The following is a 19,335-nucleotide window of genomic DNA, read 5'->3' as shown; positions in this document are numbered from 1 at the left end:
TAGCCTAACCGGACGTCAGGATGCAGCGGCGGTTTCTGTCAGGATAGGGTTATGGCAAGCATTTATTGACGCATGTTCCGCCGTGTCATAGAATTCAACCTGACATTTTGACCGGAGGCGGCGATGAAAGGCCAGAGGATCGGTTACGTCCGGGTGAGCACATTCGATCAGAATGTCGATCGCCAGTTGGACGGGCAGTCGCTCGACCGGATTTTCACCGACAAGGCATCGGGCAAGGACATCAACCGCCCCGAACTCGATGCCATGCTCGCCTTCGCCCGCGAGGGTGACACCGTCGTGGTCCACAGCATGGATCGATTGGCGCGTAATCTCGACGATCTGCGCAAACTGGTTCAGTCCCTCACCAAAAGAGGCGTCCGGATCGAGTTCGTGAAGGAAAGCCTGGCCTTCTCGGGCGAGGATTCCCCGATGGCCAACCTGATGCTCTCGGTCATGGGTGCGTTCGCCGAATTCGAGCGCGCCCTGATCCGGGAGCGGCAGCGCGAAGGCATTGCGGTCGCCAGACAACGCGGTGCTTATCGCGGGCGGAAACGTTCCCTCTCCGACGAAATGGTCGCCGAGCTGCACCGCCGTGTTGATGACGGCGAGCGCAAGGCCGTCATCGCCCGTGACCTGGGGATCAGTCGCGAAACCCTCTACCAGTATCTCCGCGCTGCCACCTGAGCCGGTTTCACCCAGCCTCGCTCACCCTTAGGCTTGTCTGATTGATACGACCAATGTCACGTCTCTTGAATTGCTTGAATCATATCAATGAGGATTGGAGGTCTCCTTCGTCAAACGAATGGCAAGAGCGCGACCGATTGCCGCTGCGGCGACTGGCTGGACGGCGCTTGGCGGAAATGGTGCAACCGAACTAGCATTGATCTCGCAAAGCGCATAGGAGCCATCGCTGATGGCTTCACCAGGGCGAAATAGGAAGTCGGCGTCCCAAAGAAGCGGAAGATCGTGGTCGGCGATCGACAGCAACCTTTGCATCTCTGGAATCCAGCGATCCTCCATCGCTTTCCGTAAGGCTGCGAAGCGCGTCACCTCCGGTCCGAACATGGCGCGGCCCATCGGCTGTGGGGTTGACGACGTTGTATCAATGGCCGTTGGCGTCATCAGCGCAGTGATCAGGTTGTGCCCAAAGCCAACCACTCGGTGCCCGCACACGTAGCAGCGGACCATGCCCTCGGACGACTGCGGCTGATAAGCCTGATCGATCAGCACGCCGCCGTCGTTTAGAAACGGCACCCACCTTTCCAAGCACTCGGCTAGGCTGATGCGCTCCGATTTGCTTCCTTGGCGGGCCTCTTGAACTTTCACCGACGTTTTCAAAGCCGGAGCGTTTCCCGCTTCGTCTAGTTGGACACGCCATACATTCCTGCCGCCGTTGCCGTAGTTCGGCTTCAGCACGCGCGGGCCTGCGGCAAGATGTTCGGGGAAACGAGCGCGAAGGCCTTCAGCGTCCACGTATCGATCGACATCGCTGCCCCATTCCATGGATCGCGTTGTGTAGAGCACTTCCTTGACGCCGATTTTGGCGATCACGTCAGGATGCGCGCTGACGACAACGCCGCACGCCGCGACTTCGCGCAGCATCGGGTCGAGCACCGAGCGGTCGCCTGAAATGTCCAACGGATTCACCCAGACCAGCACCGCGTCGAACGACAGCAACTCGTCACGAATGTCGCGAACCGCTTCGTCTCTGTACAGTACAGGCCTTGTGGTCGCCCCGAACGACCGCAAGGCTTGAACGATCGGCCACTGCCGAGCTTCATGAAAGCGATGCGTCCACTCGGCCGCTTGTCCGCGCCAAAGAAGAGCGATGTTCGGGCCGGATGTCACTGTTGCATCTCCCATCGGACCTGCCCCCTTTGTGGTCGCCAACTCAGGTGTCGCGCAGAAGTGGGTGTTGATCCTCGGCGGACGGGTCAGCCGCCGCCGCGCAAAGCCGCGGCATAGCGGCGGTCGACCACTTCCCAGTCGATGTTGCGGAAGAAGGCGTCGACGTATTTGGCGGCGGCGGTGCCGTAATCCATGTGAAAACTATGCTCGTACATATCGAGCGCCAGCAGCGGCACGCCGGCGATTGCGCCGTGCATATGATCCCACGCCCAATGGTTGTGCAGCGAGCGGGTGTGGAGATTGTAGACGAGCACGCACCAACCTGATCCGCCGGCAAGACTCATGCCGGTGCGGCGGAAGTCGGTCTCCCAGCGGTCGAACGAGCCGAACGCCGCGCCCAGCGCGTCGCGGATCGAGCCGGCTGCTTGACCGTTGCCGCCCAGCCCGTCGAAATAGATTTCATGGAGCACGACCGAGCCGGTGCGGTGCAGCTCCTCGCGCTTGAGGCCGCCATAGACCACCGGCGGTAGGTCCGGGTCAGCGAGCGCGGCGGCAAGGCGTGTTTCGATCATATTCAACGCCTTGACCGAGCCGGCATAATTGTTCTCGTGGTGCGATGTGATCAGCCTTTCGGAGAGGCCGTGGAGCCTGGCGGGATCGAACCTGAGCGGCTTGATCTGATGATTGCCGGCGAATGCGAGGACATTCGTCGGCGCTGCGGTCGGCGTCTGCGCCGAGGCTTCGTTCATAGTCATGGCTGCGGCTCCAATGCCAAGAGTTGCGATTGCACTGCGTCGGGAAAATTGGTCGATCGTCACACGTCACTCCCTTCAGATGATCATTACATATGCGGCCCCGAGGACGGAGCAGACGCCGAGCACCGGCAGCATGCCGGCCTTGAACCGGAACATGGCGAGGATCGCACCCACCGCCAGCGCTAACGCGGGCCAGTCGACGGACGTCAGGACTGGGAGATCGATGGCGCCGGCCGCGAACGGCACTTCGCGGACTTGCCCGAACAAGGTGTGAATCCCGAACCAGACTGCCAGATTGAGAATGACACCCACCACTGCGGCGGTGATCGCCGAAAGCGCGGCCGACAATGCGCGGTTGCCGCGCAGGCGTTCGATGAACGGCGCGCCGGCGAAGATCCACAGGAAGCAGGGCAGGAAAGTGACCCAGGTGGTGAGAATCGCGCCCAACGTCGCGGCGATGAGCGGCGGCAGTCCGGTGGCCTCGCGGAAGGCTGCCAGAAAGCCGACGAACTGCGTCACCATGATCAGCGGCCCGGGCGTGGTCTCGGCCATGCCGAGCCCGTCGAGCATCTCGCCGGGCTGGAGCCAGCCATAGGTCTCGACTGCCTCCTGCGCGACATAGGCGAGCACCGCATAGGCGCCGCCGAAGGTCACCACCGCCATCTGGCTGAAGAAGGTGGCGATGCGGCTGAACACGTCGTCGGGGCCGAACGCGAACAGCAGCGCTGCGACCGGCCCGAGCCAGAGCAGCAGCAGGACGCCGGAGATGCGCAGCGACCAAGAGAGGTTCGGCCGGGCATGGTCGGGAAGGCCCTCGCCAAGAGCGGTGTCGCGGTCGTGGACTATCTCAGCGCCGGCGGGACCATGTCCGCCGCCGCCCTTGAATGCGGCGTAACCAGCGCGGCCACCGAAGAAGCCGATCAGCGCGGCGGCAAGCACGATCAGCGGGAAGGGCACGTCGAGCACGAAGATCGCGACGAACGCCAGCGCGGCAAAACCGCGCATGACGTTGTTCTTCAAGGCACGCGAACCCACCCGGACCACCGCCTGTAGCACCACCGCCAGCACGGCGGCCTTCAATCCGAAGAACAATCCCTCGACCAGCGGCACTTCGCCGAGCAGCACATAGACATAGCTGAGCCCTAAAATCGCGAGGAAGCCGGGCAGCACGAATAGCGCGCCCGCGACCAGGCCGCCCTTGGTCTTATGGAGCAACCAGCCAATATAGACAGCTAGCTGTTGCGCTTCAGGGCCGGGCAGCAGCATGCAATAGTTGAGCGCGTGGAGGAACCGCTCCTCGCCGATCCAGCGCTTCTCCTCGACCAGGATGCGATGCATCACCGCTATCTGGCCCGCCGGTCCGCCGAAGCTGAGCAGCGCGACCCTGATCCAGACGCGCACCGCCTCGCCAAAGCTGATGCCGTGCTCGTGCAGCGTCTCGACTGCGATTTCAGCGCGTGCGCTGGCCTCCATCTTTAGTCCTCTTTTCGCCGGGTGAAGTGAGCATAGAATCCGTCGAGCGCGGTCGATCCGCGCGCGATCCGCTCCTCGTCGTCGTCGGTGCCGGCACAGATGCCGGCGATAAGCGCGCTCACTCCCGGAGTTTCCGGGCGCTCGAACCGAGCATCGGCAATATCAAGGTCGTGAACAATTTCGCCGAGCGCCCGCAGCGCGGGGTCGGTCTCGAGACCGGTGCGGAACACCAAGGTCTCGAAGGAGCAGCGGTCGCCTTCGTGGGTGAACTCAGCGTCCGCCATGTCGAACCTCAGTTCGTCAGGCTCCGGCACATATCCTTTGCCCTCGACGAACTTGAAGCTCGCCTCGGGGTCGATGAAGCGGCGAATGAGCCAGGCGGACGCGATGCGATCGACATGGACATGGCGGCGCGTCACCCAAACGCGGCGCTTTAGCTCCGCCGGGGTCAGCTCGGGCGCACTGGGGCCGCTCACATCGGGATGTTGGTGAGAGCGGCGGTCCGCCTCGGTGATGGCGGCCTGTGCCGCCTGCCGACCATGCGCACCGAAAAAGTCGATCGCGGCGACCTCGTTCAGGCGTTTGCGCAGGCGGCCCACATCCGCCGCCGCGACATACTCGCCCTCACACAGCGCGCGCGCCTCGCGTGCCAACTCCTCATAGTCGGCGTCACGCGCAGCGTCGAACACTCCGCGCAGCTCCGCATCGCCCATGCCGCCGACAAGGCGCGCTTCGAGGATCAGCGCCTCGCCGCCATTTTCGGTGATCTCGCGATGCAGTTCTTCGAACAGCGCGCGCGTGTCCTCGCGATTGGGGAGCGCATGGACGGCGTTCTTGAGCGGCGCGGCCCCGATCGCCTGCAAACGCCGCCAGACCTTCACCCGCAAATAGGCAGGCTTAGCCGGAAGCTGCGGGATCAGGAGCAACCAAGGGGAAGCTTGTGTGTTTGTCATAGTTGTATCGTCACTAGCCTACAAGTGTAAGGGTTGCATCACAAGCCTCATGAGCATAGGACTGCTTATCCCGAAGAAAGAAACCGGAGCGCAATGTCGCGGCTCGCCGGCGGCGCGCTCGCATGACGTGAGGCTTTCCGTGTCGAGTGCGCTGATGAAGGATCAATTATGCTGAAAAAGACCATCGCCTTGGGATTCGCCAGCCTCCTGCTGGCAAGCCCGGCATGGGCAGCGCCGGACTGGTCGGCTGTCGACCGGGCGATAGGACGAGCGGGGGCCGAACAGCCGGGGGGCGTTTACCGCTACAGCTTCCCGCGTTCGGACCTGAGCGTCACGCTGGATGGGGTGACGATCAAGCCCTCCCTCGCGCTCGGTTCCTGGGCGGCGTTTCAGCCGATGGGCGACGAGGCGATGGTGATGGGCGATCTCGTGCTGACCCACGACGAGGTGAACCCCGTTTTGAGCCGCCTGCTCGCAAGCGGTTTTACGATCACCGCGCTCCACAATCACCTGCTCCGCTCTTCGCCTGCGACCATGTACATGCACATTGCCGGCCACGGCGACCCGGTGAAGCTCGCGGCCGCGCTCCGGCAAGCGCTATCAGCCAGTCGGACCCCGCTCGCCGCGCCGCAATCGCCTTCGGCCAGCGCAGCCGCATCGCGGCTCGACCTCGATGTGGCCGCGCTCAACCGGTTGATGGGCGGTGAGGGCAAGACGGCCGGTGGCATCCTCCAATACAGCTTTCCGCGCGCCGAGCGGCTGATGGACGGCGATATGGAGACTCCGCCGACGATGGGCACGGCGACCGCGATCAACTTTCAGCCAACCGGGGACGGCCGAGCCGCCATCACCGGCGATTTCGTACTTGTCGCAAACGAGGTCGATCCGGTCCTGCGCGTGCTGCGGACGAACGGGATCGAGGTCACGGCGCTGCATAATCATATGCTAAACGACGAGCCGCGGCTGTTCTTCATGCACTTCTGGGCCAACGACGACGCAGCCAAGCTCGCCCGTGGGCTGCGCGCGGCGCTCGACAGGATGAACAATCAGAGGAGTTGAACTCGGACGACGGCTCATTGGGCCGTAACCGCCGCCCGCCCGACCCCACGGCCCTTATGCAGGAAGTGGAATGGAACATGGCTAGCAAACGAACTCTCACTGTTGTCGCAGGCGTGGGCGCGGCCGCGCTGGCGATCGCGGGCGTGGCGATCGCGCAAAACCACGAGGCGAACGAAAACCGGATAATCGGCAAGCACAGCGAACGAGACATCCCGCTTGCTCAGGTGCCCGAGGCCGCGATGAACGCGGCACGCGCGCAACTCGCGTCAATAAGCAAAGCGGAGCAAGTCACCCGAAAGGCGGACGGAAGCACGCTCTATGAAATCAAGGGCAAGAACAGCGACGGAAAGACGATCGAACTGTTCGTCACGCCCGAAGGCCAGGTGCTCGGCCGCGAATGATGGATCAGCACGGGGCGCCGGCCGTCGAGGGCCGTGCGCCCCTTCCGAAATGATACTGCGGAATAGGAGACGAAAATGCGGCCAAGACGATGGATATTGTTATGCGCCGCTTTGGCCGCCCTGCCTGATAGTGCGATCGGCCAAACCGAACCCGCGTCGGCGACGGGCTCGGCGTTGTTCGTAAGCTGTCAAGCGAATGAGCCGCGATGCGGCGCTTACCTCCAAGGCGTGCTCGACATGATGATCGTCGCGCGAAAAGCGGAATGCCGCGCTCCACGCTATGACCGATCGGCGCTGCGCGCGGCATATTTACGCTGGGCGGAGCAGAATAGCTATTTTATGAGTGTTCATATGGTGGCCGGAGCTGAACGCTCGTTAGCGAAGGCTTGGCCATGTCAGTAGCATCGTACCCCGCGGCGTAGCCTGCCCGGCGGCTGCCTTTGAGGGCAGGCGGAGCGTCCGCCTGGCGGTGAATTCCGCCAGCTCAACGATCCCATGTCGCGCCTCAAGCTCGCTAATTAGCCGATGTTCGCATTATGTCTGCCAAATCGTTGTCTGGCGCACAAACCTTGAGGTGACGCCAGGTGGCGGCGACCCGACTGTTGAGGTCGATGGCCATGGCCGCCAACAGATGCCCGAGGCATGCGAAGAGCACGATCGCAGCCAATGTGGTGGTTGAGCCTTGCCGGTCGGGCATGGGGCTCAGGAGGTCATCGGTTGAACCGGCTCGAACGCATACCCACCCGACGATGCCGGGCAGGAGAAGCAACAGAGCAATAAATAGCTGGTAGCCGAGCGTCATGCCGGCTGCGGGCGTCGACCGCCAGCCTCGGGCTGTCGCTCGGCGATCGGGCGTGCCTCGCGCAGGCACGGGAGCTGGAGCGCCCTGCCCTCACCGCCGATAAGTCGTGGCGGGCTGTGAAGGTGAAAGGGCTGAAGGTCGAGGTGTTGCGATAGCCGGCGACGACCGCTTTGCGCCCCAATGCTGGTCGCTCAGCGAGCGCCCGGGCCTGCCCGGAAGCGGACATTCTGACCTACGATTGTGGTACCGACGGAGGGGCAGGCTACCGTGCATCGGGATCGCGTGTCAGAACCGACCGGTTGTGACACAAAGCTCACGGCGAAAAGCGCCGTTGCTTCAGCGCCCTGCTTTCCTGCAAGCGGTCGGGAAGCGGGGACTGAAGAAGGCTTCTCAAACCATTACAGTGAGAAGGTAGGCTGATCCGAGCGGCACCGACACGATCTAATCAGAGCTTGACTATAAAGCTATCTAGGTAGACTTAATGGCGCATGTCTCGAACACGCGCGCTCTCACCCCAAGCCCGGATGATCCTCGCCGTCCTGCTCGACGCACGTGACGGATGGTCTCACGGCTATGAACTGGCGCGGCTCGCCGGTGTGAAATCCGGCACGCTCTACCCCCTCCTGATCCGTCTGGAAGCGCAGGGCTATCTTGAAGCGGAATGGCAACAGCCTCTGGAGAGGGGACGACCGCCGCGGCACGCCTACCGACTGACGGCCAGCGGGGTGCAGCTCGCCCACGCCAATCCTCCGGGTCAATCGGCGTCACCGGCTTCAGGCCAGCGGGAGGCGACAATATGAGCGTTGGACGTCGGCGCGGCCTTGCCGATCTTGCCTGTCGCGCTCTGCAAGCCACGCTACCTCCCTCCTTGCAATCATGGGGAAGGGCCATCCGTTGCGAAACGGCGGAGATTTCCAACGATACCAAGGCGCTGCTGTTCGCGCTCGACAGTGTGTTCGGCCTCATACCACGCGTGCTCGCGTCGTATCTGCTCCGCCCCTTCGCCTCGCTGATCGGCGAAGGCGCCCTTTCCTCCGAAGGACTAACGACCATGGACTTTCACGAAAGCGCGGCGCGTCGCCCCCGCGCCATAGGTATCGCGTGCGCAACCGCCGCGGTCGCGCTGGGCCTCGCCTACATGGGGGTCGCCGGCGCTCCCGCGCGCTACCTGGGCATCAACCTCGTCGCGCTGGCGATCGGCATGACGCTGCTGGGTCTCGTCGGCCGCGTTATGCTCGCGGGCCCGCGGTGGGCGGGCGGGACGATCGCGGCGATGGCGGGTGCGCTGCTGGCTACCGCCCTGCTCGGCGACGACGTCGACGGCGCGGTGCGGTGGGTACGCCTCGGTGGGCTGTCCATCCAGCCGAGCCTGATCCTGCTGCCCCTGATGGTCGTAGCGTTCGCGCGATGCCGCGACGCGCTCGCGACGGCGGGCATGATCGTCGCCGCCGCCGCGATGGCGATCCAGCCCGACCGTGCGATGGCCGGAATGCTTGCGGCGGGTCTGGGCGTCCTCGCGGTCATGCGCCCCGAAAGGCACCTCATCGCGGCGCTCGGCGCGAGCGTCGCCAGCTTCGCCGCGACGTTGGTCCGTGCCGACACGTTGGCGGCGGTCCCCTATGTCGACCAGATCCTCTACTCGTCCTTCGACGTCCACGCAGCCGCCGGCGCGGCGGTACTGGGTGGCTCGGCCCTGCTCCTCGTTCCTGCGATCGTCGGCTGGCGCCGCGATCCGGCGAATCGCGACTCCTATGCCGCCTTCGGGTTCGTCTGGCTTGCCGGGATCATGGCTGCCGCCCTCGGCAACTACCCGACCCCGATAGTGGGTTACGGCGGAAGCGCGATCATCGGCTATGCCCTGAGCCTTCTGGCGCTGCCGAAGCTGACGGGAGCAGGAGTCGGCGTGGACGCGCAGGCGGCCGGCGAGGCCGAAACGACGCCGCTCGATCGCCATCTGCTCGTCGGCGCGGCCTGATCCGAATGGCCGACGCCCACACGGGCGGCCGCCCTCGCCGCGCGGCCAGCTCGATACTCAAGCGCCCATACCGGTCTTGGCTGCTCGCGATCCTCGTCGCCGCTTCGATCTACTACGCATGGACGGAGATCACGAAGACGCGAGGTGCCCAGAAGGTGTCCTTCGTCCCGGCGGAACAGGCGTGCGGGACGGCGGGCCCGTTCCGCTACTGCGTCAACCGGGACCGGCGGGGCTCCAACGGCGACATCGTCTATCATCTGCACGGTCGGAACCTGGACGAACGCATCTGGAACGACGACACCTACTTGACCGCGATGCTGCAGGGCGAATGGCAGCGTAGCCGGGCGCTGCCGCCCACCGTCGTCACCCTGTCCTACGGATCGACCTGGATTCTGACGCCCAAGGGCGAAAAGGCTGACAGCGGCTTGCTGGACGATCTGATGACGCGCCTGCCGGCGATCGAGGCCAAGGTCGGGCGCCCGCACCGCCGCCTGCTGATGGGCGAGTCGATGGGCGGGCTCAACGTCCTGGTCGCGGGCCTCTCCTACCCATCGCGGTTCGCCAAGGTGGCGGCGTTATGCCCCGGCGTATATGCATCCTCGCCGTTCGCATCGCTGTCTACGATCCGCACGACGGCGGAGCGTACGGGTGCGAACCCCAAGATCGTGTTCGGCGTTTTGCTTATGGCACGGAAGTATTTGGCTAGCGATGCGGAGTGGCGGCGCGTCTCGCCGCTCGATCTGATCGAACGGGCGGGGCCTCACTATCCGGCGCTCTACCTCTCCAACGGTCTGTACGACACCTACGGCAACTTCGAGGGTACTCAGCGACTTGCCGACATGGCTCGCCAGCGCGGGGTCAGAACGGAGTGGCATCCGATTTATGGCGGGCACTGCGCGACCGATACGTCTTCCTTGGCCGCGTTCCTTCTTTCCTAAGCACACCTGCTCTCTCTCAATAGGAGACTTTATCTTGCCAAGAATCCGGGTGGTCATTCCCACGCTCCTTGCAATCGGCATCGCTGGAGCGGCCTGTGGGCAGGCAATGAAGAATGACAGCTCACCCGCGAGAGTCGAGGTTCCGAAGGTAGAACGGGAGGGCGTCTGGCAATCTACCCCTGGCGGCACGCAGGTGCCGCTCTGGCCTGCGAACGTCCCTCTCGCCAAACCCGACAGCGGCGATCGTCCCGAGACGACCGGCAACGGCTCACCCCTTGTGGGGGGAAGAAAATGGCATTGGGCGACCTATGTCACCCGGCCGACCATGACGGTCTATCGGCCGAAGGGGCGCAATACCGGTGTTACGATGCTGGTCCTGCCGGGCGGAGGTTTTTACGCCGTAGCTATGGACCTGGAAGGCACCGAAGTCTGCGATTGGGTGACCCGGCAGGGTATGACCTGCGTCGTGCTCAAGTACCGGACGCCGCAAGTGTGGCCGAAGGAGAACGGAGAGCAGCAGCGACCGAAGGTGCTACTGGGTTTGGAGGACGCCCAGCGCGCGATTGGGTTGCTGCGGCAACGCGCCTCGACCTACGGGATCGACCCGCGCAAGATTGGCGTAATCGGTTTCTCGGCCGGCGCGTATCTCGTGGCGAATATGAGCAACACGGAAGAGCGCACTTATCCGCTTACCGACGCGGCCGACCGACAATCCCCGCGGCCCGACTTCGCGATCGTGGCCTATACGGCCCGCATGTTGGATAACAGCAAGGGGAAGAACAGCCTCGAACTAAAGCCTTGGGTGAAGATCAGCGCGAAGGCGCCGCCCACGCTCATCATTCACGCGATGAACGACTCCGTCGATGATATCCGACAGCCGATGGCTTATGCGCTGGCGCTGAACGACGCCGGCGTGCCGGTCGATATGCGTGTCTACGCGAAGGGTGGTCATGCATTCGGGATGCGGCCGACGGCCGATCCGATAACAACGCAGTGGCCTGGGCAGGTCGAACAATGGCTGCTTAATATAGGCATGCTGTGACGCGGACGACACGACCACGTTCTTAGAGACTCTAAATCGTCTCACATGCTCTGCCGTCTCCTTCAGCGTCTGCGGCAACTCTTAGGGCTTGTACTATGATTCGTTCCTGGCTTTGCGCTGCGCTCCCCTTTATCCTACTCGTTCCGGGCGCGACGGCTTGCGCCGAACAGGTCGCTCCAGAGCCGCCCAAGGTCACTGACGCGCTCCCGCCCATCACCTTTCCCACTAGCGCCGCGCACGACGCGCCCTCGGCACTCGGCCGCCGTTATCAGGTGTGGGTCGACCTACCGCCGTCCTACGCACGTTCTAAGAAGTCGTTGCCGGTCGTCTTCGTCCTCGATCCACACTGGGCGCTCCCGGTGACGCGCTCGGTGCGCTCGCTCGTCGGACAAAGGGGTCGCAATATCGAGGACTTCATCCTGGTCGGTCTTTCCCATGACCAGGACAGGGGCTTGGAGGGGCAACGGCGCGACTACACTCCTACCGATCCCCGACGCGACCCCGCGCACTCTCCGGGGTCATACTCGGCTCCGAGCTACGGTGAGGCGGAAGCATATCGACAGTATATTGAGACGGTCGTGTTCCCCTTGGTCGCTCGGAATTATCGCGTCGACATGAACCGCAAAATCTTGGTGGGGCACTCCTATGGCACGCTGTTCGGCTTCCACGTGCTGTTTACGCGGCCGGAGATGTTCAACGGCTACGTCTTCGGCAGCCCCTCTCTCTGGTTCGATCTCGGGGTGATGTTCCGTACGGAAGAAGCGTGGGCGCGCTCCGGCCGGAAGCTGTCCGCGCGCATACACATGGTGACCGGCAGCTTCGAGGCGATCGCTCCAGGAGCCCGCTACAACACCACCAACGACCTCGTCGCGGATATGGAGCGGATGCGCCGCACGCTGGCCTCACGGGGGCATCCCGGCCTTTTGATCACAAGCGAAATCGCGCAAGGCGAGGACCACCTGACGGTATTCCCCGACGTGGTCACGCGCGGTCTCCTGGCAGTGCTGCCCGGCCATGGGCCATATACGGGCAGCTGAGCAGCAGGGTCACAACCGAACGGTTGTGACACCTTGCGCCTTGGTCCGCTTACCACGCCGATGCGTCCGTAAGCCGACGTTCCGCTTCCGGCCCAAAAGCCTCCTCTTTCAGCGTTCCCCGCTTGGCCAATGACGGCCGAGGAGATGAACCATGGGATACTCTCGATTTGACCCCGCAATACAAGCCCGTGCAGCCTGGAACGCCGGCAAGACCGTTGGCACCAAGCGACCTCTGACGCAGAAGCAAATCTGGGCGATACGCTTCCACCTAGATCGCGAAGGCCGTCTCCGGGACAAGGCTCTCTTCGATCTCGCGATCGACAGCAAACTGCGTGGCTGTGATCTCGTCAAGGTCAAGATTGGCGATGTCGTTGCTGGCGCGGACATTCGCAATCGCGCCATTGTCATCCAGCAAAAGACCAACCGTCCCGTCCAATTCGAACTGACAGCGGATGTTCGCGCGACTCTGATCGCCTGGCTAGAGCGACGCGGCGGTTCGGCTCACGATTATCTATTTCCGAGCCGCGTCGATCTCCATGGCCATATGAGCACACGCCAGTATGCCCGCCTCGTCGATGAGTGGGTGACCGCCATCGGTTTGCGTAAGGCTGAGTACGGCACTCACTCGCTGCGGCGAACGAAAGCTGCGATGATCTACCGTGCCACCGGCAATATCCGAGCTATCCAAATTCTGCTCGGCCACACCAAGATCGAAAACACGGTTCGGTACCTTGGTGTCGACCTCGAGGATGCCTTACTGTTGGCGGAGCGCACCGAAATCTGACACAGCAAGCGGTCGACCGACCTATTCGGTCGGCCGCTTTGAGGCGGCGTTAGAATGGCGTGATCGACCGAAATTGGGTGGAAAGCTGACATTCACGACAACGCTCGTTCTGTCCATCGTCGTGGCGACTGGAACGCAAGTCGGAGTCAACTTATGGAGCGAGAACGCCCCATGCGGGCCAATGAGAGAACGCAGTAAATGGCCTGGCTTCTTGAGCGTGAGAACACGACGGTAGCGACCGTCAAGTTCGACATGGAGCCATCATGCTCCGAAATAATGATACCTTACGAACTTCTGGAACAGCGCGGTCTTGCTCATGTTTCGGCTCGTCCCACCCGCGCGGCCATCGATATCGACGATCAGTTTTGGCCGAAACGCGCACGACTGAAAACGCCACGAAAATCGCTTCCCGATTGGGTTGGGTTCTGCTCCTTCTGGGGGGTTAGCCAGCCATTCCGTGATTGCATTGATGGCCTGGAGCCCGGGCTTCACGAATTCAGGGCGGTAGAGGTGCTTCGCTCCGACGGGGCACCCTTTGAGGTTTCATATTATGCCATCAACGTTCGCCGGGCAATATCCGATGCCGTCGATTGGCAGAAAACCGATGTCCCGTCGAAAGAATACAAACATGGGCGCAAGATGCTGGGACTAAAGACTCTGGCAGAGACGCGCAATATTGTCATGAAAAGATCAGCAATAGGGGGCTCCCATTTGTGGGTTCCAGACGAGTTAATCACGTCGGCTATCGCTGTATCTAATGAACTCTACACATTGCTGGGACAGAGGAAACTTCTAACTGGCGTTGCCTGTTTTCGTGTTATCGAAGAATGATGAGGCCAGAGGCATGGGCAATAATCATCAGGGATTTATGCTGGTTTTCGGGAACGGCCGCAATGGGGTCGTTAGGGGCTGGTCCGCTTCTGGGTCGCCTCGCACTTGGCAGCTAGGTCACGAGCTGGGGTGGAAAGCAAATTATCCAGCGCTCGCAGCTCGGTCGCATCGGGTTTGGCCGACGTTCAGCGATTAGACGATCTCGGTCGCACCACGAACAGGATCCAAAGTCCAAGCGCGCCCCCGAATGTTGCAGCGATCTTGATGGCGTCCAGAAAAAATCCCGAGGGCCAGTATCCCAAGGGCGATTGCAGACCGGCCCCGAGTATGAAAAGCCCCAGGAACAGGGCGCAGGTTATGGCGCAGACGATTGTAGCCGTTGCTGCATCGGTTCGGGCCTTTTTGATCGCGATGAGCGGCCCAAAGAAGAGCCCAAACATGATGAGCGCGCCGGGCCAGTATTCGATGAGCTCGCTCACTGGTCACATTCCCCGAACTTCACATGCTCATGCCCAGAATGCCGATCAGGATGAATGTCCGCAATGGGGTCGCTTCCTGAATGGCAGAAATTTTTCAGAAGCATGGCAAAGCTGCAAGACCGCTTTTGGGATCAAGCCCAGGCTTCCGTTTCGACTGAAACTGGGTGGTTAGCGGACGGTCTGCTTTCAGGAAGTTCTGGACTTGACCAGCCATCACCCTGAATTATATAGTTAGCATGATAACTAAAGGAATGTCATGATCCATCAGTTGAACATCATCGCACGGATCGCGCCACATCCAACGCACTACAACAAGGCGCGCGAGGCCATCTGCGAGATCATCGAACAGACGCGCGCCGAACCCGGCTGCATGGAGTTTCGTCTCAGCGAAAATGCACAGGACGGAACACTGTATCTCTATGAGGAATGGCGAGACGAGGCCGCACTGGCATCGCACCACGATCAACCATACACCCGGGCCGTCTTTGAAGCCTACCGGGACTGGCTGGCAGAAGAGCCGCAAATCCTTCATCTCCGTCCGGTTCGGTAAGGCTGATGTTCTTTCTTAAAGAACTTCCCAGCCGACAAATGGTCGACGGTTATGCCGACCAATTCGCCGATGTCGATGTCGACAGAGTGCTCGACGCGCTTCGGTTGATGCGACGCGCGAGCCTGCTGATCCGCGAGCTGGAAGCATACTTCGCGCGCCATGACCTCTCGCAGCTTCGCTTTTTGATGATGATCCTTATCGACCGCGAACCCGAGCGAAACTGCCTCGCTGCAAGTGAAATTGCCGAAAGGCTGGACGTATCGCGGCCCGTCGTCACGCGCACCTTGCAGGGCTTGGAACGGGCTGGCCTGATCGCGATTTCGGAAAACTCAGAAGATGCTCGCTCCCGGAACGTGACCCTTACTCTCTCGGGGAAAGCCAAGCTCGACGAGGTTCTGCCGGGATACTTCGCCATCCTTCATCGTCCCGATCCAGCAGCCGACAAATGACATTCCGGATCGTTATATTGCGGACCATGCTCGTCTGGCTCGTCGTATGGCCGCTTGTGACCGGGATGCTCAAGCTGCTGGGGTTCATCGCGAGCGATATGGCGCTTGGATTTCAGACACTCATTCTGACGGCAATCCTTGTTCCCCTCATCAGTCTGCTGCTTGCTCCAGCGATGCATTCGCTGGCAACTCGCTTAATGAAGGAATGGTCATGACTGACAGGTTCGAAAGAGGCCTCGAGAATCTTCGCAGAATCGACGGTGAAGCCGGAGAGAAGGTGGTTGAAAGCTTAAAGGACATATCGCCGGATCTTGCCCGCTACACCATCGAATACCCGTTCGCCGATATCTACGCACGGCCCGGTCTTGGCCTCCGCGAACGAGAGATCGCGACGATCGCAGCCCTTACGGCGATGGGCACGGCACAGCCCCAGTTGAAGGTCCACATCCAAGCCGGACTCAATGTCGGTCTTACGAAGAGCGAGATCGAGGAAATTATCATCCAGATGAGCGTGTATGCCGGATTTCCAGCAGCGTTGAACGGGATGCAAGCCGCCAAGGAAGTCTACTCGAGCTCGGATGCCAGCGAATTCGATCAGGATGAGCCTAATTGACGGCAGCTTGCGGTAAGGAATTCTGCCCAGGCGAATGTCCGCAACTGGGTGGAAAGCGGCCATGAGTAGCGGTTTCCTTAAATGAGTAGTTGGGGCAGTCAGTCGCTCCGTTCGTCCCACACTTCGATATTGTCGGCGCGCCTGATCCTGATGGGCAGCTTCTCCTCGAGAAGGGCTGAGAGGGAACGCGCGGCAAATAGGTCTCGTACGGATTCGCTATCTGCTGCCGCGTCCTGCAATCGTTGCCAAAGAAGGAAAGTGTAGGGCTGTACCCCTCCCGTATAGGGGATGCCGCGGAATGACGTTTCCACTTCGCCGACGATCCGCTGATGCGGTTTGGAGGTGACGGGCTGGCCAGGTTTGGCGGCGCCGCTGGCGACGTAAGCGCGCAGAAACTTCAGCCTATCGGTCAGGCCGGGCAGCAGTTCGACAGCGATCTGATCTAGCACCGGACTTAGCGACGCCGGGATCTCATCACCGGCAGCAAAACCATGTTCGCCCTCTAGGTTATATTCCACAAGGTCGAGATCGGGCGCATGCATGCGTTCGACCCAGCGATGAACTTTGGGCGCGTCGCGCTGCATGATTGCGAGCGGAACCGGATCGCGCCCAAGATGAGCGAACAACGGGCCAAAAAGCGAATAGTCGCCGATCGAAGGCTGGGTGCCAACCAGATAGGGATGCTGTGTGAAATGTGCGTCGAGCCCTTGAAGTAGCTGGCGATAGCTTTCCTCGATTGCCGGGATTGTCTCGTCCGACACGCCCAGCATTGGCAGATAGCTGTTCATCCGCGCCATCACCGAGGCGGTGCGCTCGGCATTGCCGCCGACCCCGAAAGCATCTTGCAGAAAAGCTTTCTGTCTATCGAGGTAGGACCAGCGGTAGTGCATGGCATGTCGCGTCAGGCCAAGCACCGAATAGAGTTCGAACAGGTGCGCGACTGCGAGTTGGCGCGGCGTCTTCGGATAGGCAGAATAGCGCACACCGGCGCGTTCGAAGTGATCGATGATGTCGACGGTATCTTGCACGACGCTACCATCGGCAAGCTCCACGACCGGGATGATGCCCCGCCCGATTCTCGGCACCACTACTTGCGCGAAATGGGGGTCGCTGGGCGGTCTCTCACGGTAGCCGATGCCCTGCTTGCGCAAGTAACTGCGAACCTTGCCGGTATAGAGCGAGTGCGGCAGGCCATAGAGGACAAGAACATTTGTCATCAGGTGGGCTGATTCCTCAATATGAAACTGCAAGGCCGCTGAGCTTGCCCGCTAACAAGGATGCCGCCGAATGTCTGCAACGGGTCGTTTGCGGCTGGTCCGCTTCTGGGCATGTGGCCGGCAACGATGTCCGCCCCCGGCTCGTCACGCAGAAGCGCCAGCACGGCCGATGCATCCAGCACCACCTCGCTCGTGGGGCAGGATCGCTAATGCTCGCTTCGTCGTGCCCGGCCTCTTCACGCCTGTCGCGTAGGAAGTCTTCGGTGGTGCGCGGCGACTTGACCGCCTGCAGGTACAGCTCGCGTGCGCGCATCACACGATGGCCGATGGGCACAAGTCGGACGCCACCCGCTTCTACGATCGCGGTCACCTTCGTATCGCCCGACAAGCCCATTGCTTCGCGCACGGACTTCGGAAGAACCATTCGCCCATTGGCAGCCACCTTCAGATCAATAGCCGTCATCACACGTTGAACCTTAGACCAAATATGCCACGGTTTAAAAAGTGGCACACAATCAGATAGGACGCAACGCCATAAGAAATTTGGTTGTACGATAGGGGGTCGCTCAACGGACACAAAATTTGGCCCGATCGCCAATCAATAGAATTTGGCTTTCGTCCTCCAAAATCGGGGTCGACCAGTCCGTCTCATTAAGGTAGTACGACTAGATTCTCATTGATGGGGCGCTAAGCGTTACAGATGACCGGGACTTTGATCGGATACGCACGGTGTTCAACCGACAAGCAGGATTTGACGGCCCAACGCCATGCTCTCGCCGAGCTCGGTGTGTCGGCCGACCGGATCTATACCGATCACGGCCTCACCGGCACTTCGCGCGATCGGCCAGGGCTTGCGCAGGCACTCGCCGCCGTCCGTGCCGGCGATACCTTGGTCGCACCGAAGCTCGACCGCCTAGCCCGATCGGTCCCCGATGCGCGGGCGATCGCCGAGGAGCTCGAGAAGCGCGGTGTTGCCCTCGCCCTCGGCCGACAGATCCACGACCCGAGCGATCCTATGGGCAAGATGTTCTTCAACATCCTCGCCACCTTCGCTGAATTCGAAGCTGACCTGATCCGGATGAGGACGCGGGAAGGTATGAAGGTCGCCAAGGCGAAGGGAAAGTTGAAGGGCAAGCCCCCCAAGCTGACCGACCGCCAGCAGCGCCATCTGCACCAGCTGCATGAAGGAGGCGAGCACTCGATCAGTGAGCTGAGCGAGTTATTCTCGGTTTCGCGCCCAACAGTCTATCGAACCATCCAGCGCATGGCATCCAAGCTCGCTTCCGGACAGTAGTGCATTCTAGCGGCCCGTCCGCACCCAGGGCACCGTCGTTCGATCGACTTTGATATCTCTCTGGTATGGCAGCTCGCATAGGGTCAACGCTTCAGCGGCTGAGCCGTGTTCCCATATCGGATATTGGTCGCCTCGCAAAATAACCGGCATCCGGGAATGGACTTCGGCCGCGGCACCAGTGCCATCCTTCATCACCATCGAATAGCAATCACCCCATTCATCCGAAGACCGCCATACGCCGGCGACGGCGAACAACTCCGCGTCCGGCAGCGACAGCCAGGTGCGCGTCATGGATCCTCGGGGACCCTCGGCCTCCGCCCACGCGGTAAGGGGGATGAGGCAACGTCGCTTCTCGAAGCTGTCCCGCCAGAAGAACTGGCTCAGCTTGTCGGTGCGGGCGTTGTTGACCGGTTTCGGCTTTAGAGGCTGGCCCGACTTCTTGCTCTTCAGCGACAGCGGAAAGCCCCACACCATCGATCGGATCGATCCGTTGGCCACGACCAACCCGGGATACCCTGGATAGATCTCTCCCGGCGCGTTGCTCGCTGCAGCGGGCGCGGCGTTGAACAACCCAGCGACCTCGGCCGAGCTCTTGGTCATGCGATACAGGTTACAAATACACGCCTCCCAGCCTTCAGGAATCTTCAACTGTCATCGCAGTATGATAGAAGAAGAGATCATGCCCGCCACCATTCTTGCCGCCGCCGCTGCCTTTGTTTGCACCCCGATCGCGGTCTGGGACGGAGACGGGCCAATTTGGGGTCAGGACATAGAACGGGCACAGATATACGCTAAGCGTCTCTGCGCGCACTTATGGGTCGACTCTATGCGTCGA

25 protein-coding genes are annotated in these 19,335 nt (G+C 61.6%); 16 read left to right on the top strand and 9 right to left on the bottom strand.

The annotated features are described in order from the left end of the window. Window positions 1–123: 123 nt before the first annotated feature. Entirely contained in the window at window positions 124–684 is a 561-nt protein-coding gene (locus OPU69_RS18355) for a recombinase family protein (RefSeq protein ID WP_017184234.1), read from the top strand. Window positions 685–768: 84 nt separating this feature from the next. Here the strand turns inward: OPU69_RS18355 and OPU69_RS18350 are convergent, their stop codons facing one another. The 4 genes from OPU69_RS18350 to OPU69_RS18335 all read right to left on the bottom strand — a co-directional run bounded on the left by OPU69_RS18350 (window position 769) and on the right by OPU69_RS18335 (window position 5,002). Next, window positions 769–1,863, bottom strand: a complete 1,095-nt coding sequence (locus OPU69_RS18350; RefSeq protein ID WP_137776362.1) for a Cj0069 family protein — start codon at window positions 1,861–1,863, stop codon at window positions 769–771. Between the two features lie 71 nt (window positions 1,864–1,934). Continuing rightward, window positions 1,935–2,603: a superoxide dismutase gene (locus tag OPU69_RS18345; protein ID WP_171007877.1), complete on the bottom strand. Its 669-nt coding sequence runs from the start codon at window positions 2,601–2,603 to the stop codon at window positions 1,935–1,937. 75 nt (window positions 2,604–2,678) lie between these two features. Then, entirely contained in the window at window positions 2,679–4,076 is a 1,398-nt protein-coding gene (chrA, locus tag OPU69_RS18340; protein ID WP_062342956.1) for a chromate efflux transporter, read from the bottom strand. Between the two features lie 2 nt (window positions 4,077–4,078). Next, a complete protein-coding gene (locus OPU69_RS18335; RefSeq protein ID WP_062342958.1) occupies window positions 4,079–5,002 on the bottom strand; it encodes a chromate resistance protein ChrB domain-containing protein in 924 nt (307 codons plus the stop codon). A 195-nt stretch (window positions 5,003–5,197) separates the two neighbouring features. Between OPU69_RS18335 and OPU69_RS18330 the strand changes: the two genes are divergently transcribed. The 3 genes from OPU69_RS18330 (at window position 5,198) to OPU69_RS18320 (ending at window position 6,891) form a co-directional block, all read left to right on the top strand. Next, window positions 5,198–6,088, top strand: a complete 891-nt coding sequence (locus tag OPU69_RS18330) for a DUF1259 domain-containing protein (RefSeq protein ID WP_066659794.1) — start codon at window positions 5,198–5,200, stop codon at window positions 6,086–6,088. Window positions 6,089–6,144: 56 nt separating this feature from the next. Then, complete coding sequence (locus OPU69_RS18325) at window positions 6,145–6,489, top strand: PepSY domain-containing protein (protein WP_236614763.1); 345 nt, start codon at window positions 6,145–6,147, stop codon at window positions 6,487–6,489. A 75-nt stretch (window positions 6,490–6,564) separates the two neighbouring features. Next, window positions 6,565–6,891: a Rap1a/Tai family immunity protein gene (locus tag OPU69_RS18320; protein WP_223178489.1), complete on the top strand. Its 327-nt coding sequence runs from the start codon at window positions 6,565–6,567 to the stop codon at window positions 6,889–6,891. Between the two features lie 112 nt (window positions 6,892–7,003). Here the strand turns inward: OPU69_RS18320 and OPU69_RS18315 are convergent, their stop codons facing one another. After that, window positions 7,004–7,291 carry a hypothetical protein gene (locus OPU69_RS18315; protein WP_062342959.1) on the bottom strand — a complete coding sequence of 96 codons (288 nt, stop codon included), beginning with the start codon at window positions 7,289–7,291 and terminating at the stop codon, window positions 7,004–7,006. Window positions 7,292–7,815: 524 nt separating this feature from the next. Here OPU69_RS18315 and OPU69_RS18310 point away from each other — a divergent pair. The 7 genes from OPU69_RS18310 (at window position 7,816) to OPU69_RS18280 (ending at window position 13,898) form a co-directional block, all read left to right on the top strand. Continuing rightward, window positions 7,816–8,091, top strand: coding sequence for a PadR family transcriptional regulator (locus tag OPU69_RS18310; protein WP_230959640.1), 276 nt, complete (start codon window positions 7,816–7,818; stop codon window positions 8,089–8,091). Beyond that, on the top strand, window positions 8,088–9,266 hold the full coding sequence (locus OPU69_RS18305; RefSeq protein ID WP_196490289.1) for a putative peptidoglycan glycosyltransferase FtsW/RodA: 1,179 nt from the start codon (window positions 8,088–8,090) through the stop codon (window positions 9,264–9,266). The genes OPU69_RS18310 and OPU69_RS18305 overlap by 4 nt, the downstream gene beginning before the upstream one ends. Window positions 9,267–9,271: 5 nt before the next feature. After that, entirely contained in the window at window positions 9,272–10,204 is a 933-nt protein-coding gene (locus OPU69_RS18300) for an alpha/beta hydrolase-fold protein (protein ID WP_062342963.1), read from the top strand. A gap of 49 nt (window positions 10,205–10,253) precedes the next feature. Beyond that, window positions 10,254–11,246 carry an alpha/beta hydrolase gene (locus OPU69_RS18295; RefSeq protein WP_337192648.1) on the top strand — a complete coding sequence of 331 codons (993 nt, stop codon included), beginning with the start codon at window positions 10,254–10,256 and terminating at the stop codon, window positions 11,244–11,246. 95 nt (window positions 11,247–11,341) lie between these two features. Continuing rightward, window positions 11,342–12,283 carry an alpha/beta hydrolase gene (locus OPU69_RS18290; protein WP_062342967.1) on the top strand — a complete coding sequence of 314 codons (942 nt, stop codon included), beginning with the start codon at window positions 11,342–11,344 and terminating at the stop codon, window positions 12,281–12,283. A 151-nt stretch (window positions 12,284–12,434) separates the two neighbouring features. Continuing rightward, window positions 12,435–13,067 carry a tyrosine-type recombinase/integrase gene (locus tag OPU69_RS18285; protein ID WP_053556534.1) on the top strand — a complete coding sequence of 211 codons (633 nt, stop codon included), beginning with the start codon at window positions 12,435–12,437 and terminating at the stop codon, window positions 13,065–13,067. A 198-nt stretch (window positions 13,068–13,265) separates the two neighbouring features. Then, complete coding sequence (locus tag OPU69_RS18280; RefSeq protein WP_067399893.1) at window positions 13,266–13,898, top strand: imm11 family protein; 633 nt, start codon at window positions 13,266–13,268, stop codon at window positions 13,896–13,898. A 185-nt stretch (window positions 13,899–14,083) separates the two neighbouring features. Here OPU69_RS18280 and OPU69_RS18275 read toward each other — a convergent pair whose 3' ends face one another. Next, entirely contained in the window at window positions 14,084–14,377 is a 294-nt protein-coding gene (locus tag OPU69_RS18275; protein WP_067403134.1) for a hypothetical protein, read from the bottom strand. Between the two features lie 256 nt (window positions 14,378–14,633). Here OPU69_RS18275 and OPU69_RS18270 point away from each other — a divergent pair, with 256 nt between their 5' ends. The 4 genes from OPU69_RS18270 to OPU69_RS18255 are packed head-to-tail and all read left to right on the top strand — an operon-like array spanning window position 14,634 to window position 15,989. Next, window positions 14,634–14,927: a putative quinol monooxygenase gene (locus tag OPU69_RS18270; protein ID WP_062342971.1), complete on the top strand. Its 294-nt coding sequence runs from the start codon at window positions 14,634–14,636 to the stop codon at window positions 14,925–14,927. Between the two features lie 38 nt (window positions 14,928–14,965). After that, window positions 14,966–15,376 (top strand): MarR family winged helix-turn-helix transcriptional regulator, encoded by a 411-nt coding sequence (locus OPU69_RS18265; RefSeq protein ID WP_230959651.1) that lies wholly within the window; start codon window positions 14,966–14,968, stop codon window positions 15,374–15,376. A gap of 26 nt (window positions 15,377–15,402) precedes the next feature. Further along, window positions 15,403–15,591 carry a putative antibiotic biosynthesis monooxygenase gene (locus OPU69_RS18260; RefSeq protein ID WP_062342974.1) on the top strand — a complete coding sequence of 63 codons (189 nt, stop codon included), beginning with the start codon at window positions 15,403–15,405 and terminating at the stop codon, window positions 15,589–15,591. Then, complete coding sequence (locus OPU69_RS18255; RefSeq protein ID WP_081096823.1) at window positions 15,588–15,989, top strand: carboxymuconolactone decarboxylase family protein; 402 nt, start codon at window positions 15,588–15,590, stop codon at window positions 15,987–15,989. Before OPU69_RS18260 ends, OPU69_RS18255 begins: the two co-directional genes overlap by 4 nt. Before the next feature lie 98 nt (window positions 15,990–16,087). On the opposite strand, the gene OPU69_RS18250 is transcribed toward OPU69_RS18255, so the two are convergent. Both OPU69_RS18250 and OPU69_RS18245 read right to left on the bottom strand, forming a co-directional pair. After that, window positions 16,088–17,206, bottom strand: a complete 1,119-nt coding sequence (locus tag OPU69_RS18250) for a glutathione S-transferase family protein (protein WP_062342978.1) — start codon at window positions 17,204–17,206, stop codon at window positions 16,088–16,090. A gap of 16 nt (window positions 17,207–17,222) precedes the next feature. Next, on the bottom strand, window positions 17,223–17,669 hold the full coding sequence (locus tag OPU69_RS18245) for an AbrB/MazE/SpoVT family DNA-binding domain-containing protein (protein WP_419470498.1): 447 nt from the start codon (window positions 17,667–17,669) through the stop codon (window positions 17,223–17,225). A 249-nt stretch (window positions 17,670–17,918) separates the two neighbouring features. Between OPU69_RS18245 and OPU69_RS18240 the strand changes: the two genes are divergently transcribed. After that, window positions 17,919–18,500, top strand: a complete 582-nt coding sequence (locus OPU69_RS18240) for a recombinase family protein (RefSeq protein ID WP_230959431.1) — start codon at window positions 17,919–17,921, stop codon at window positions 18,498–18,500. 6 nt (window positions 18,501–18,506) lie between these two features. Here the strand turns inward: OPU69_RS18240 and OPU69_RS18235 are convergent, their stop codons facing one another. Continuing rightward, window positions 18,507–19,118, bottom strand: coding sequence for an SOS response-associated peptidase (locus tag OPU69_RS18235; protein ID WP_066114288.1), 612 nt, complete (start codon window positions 19,116–19,118; stop codon window positions 18,507–18,509). Between the last annotated feature and the right edge of the window lie 217 nt (window positions 19,119–19,335).

This window comes from Blastomonas sp. 34TW, assembly GCF_059803595.1.
The sequence above is the reverse complement of the archived record's forward strand: the minus strand, read 5'-3'. Positions and strand labels throughout refer to the sequence as shown.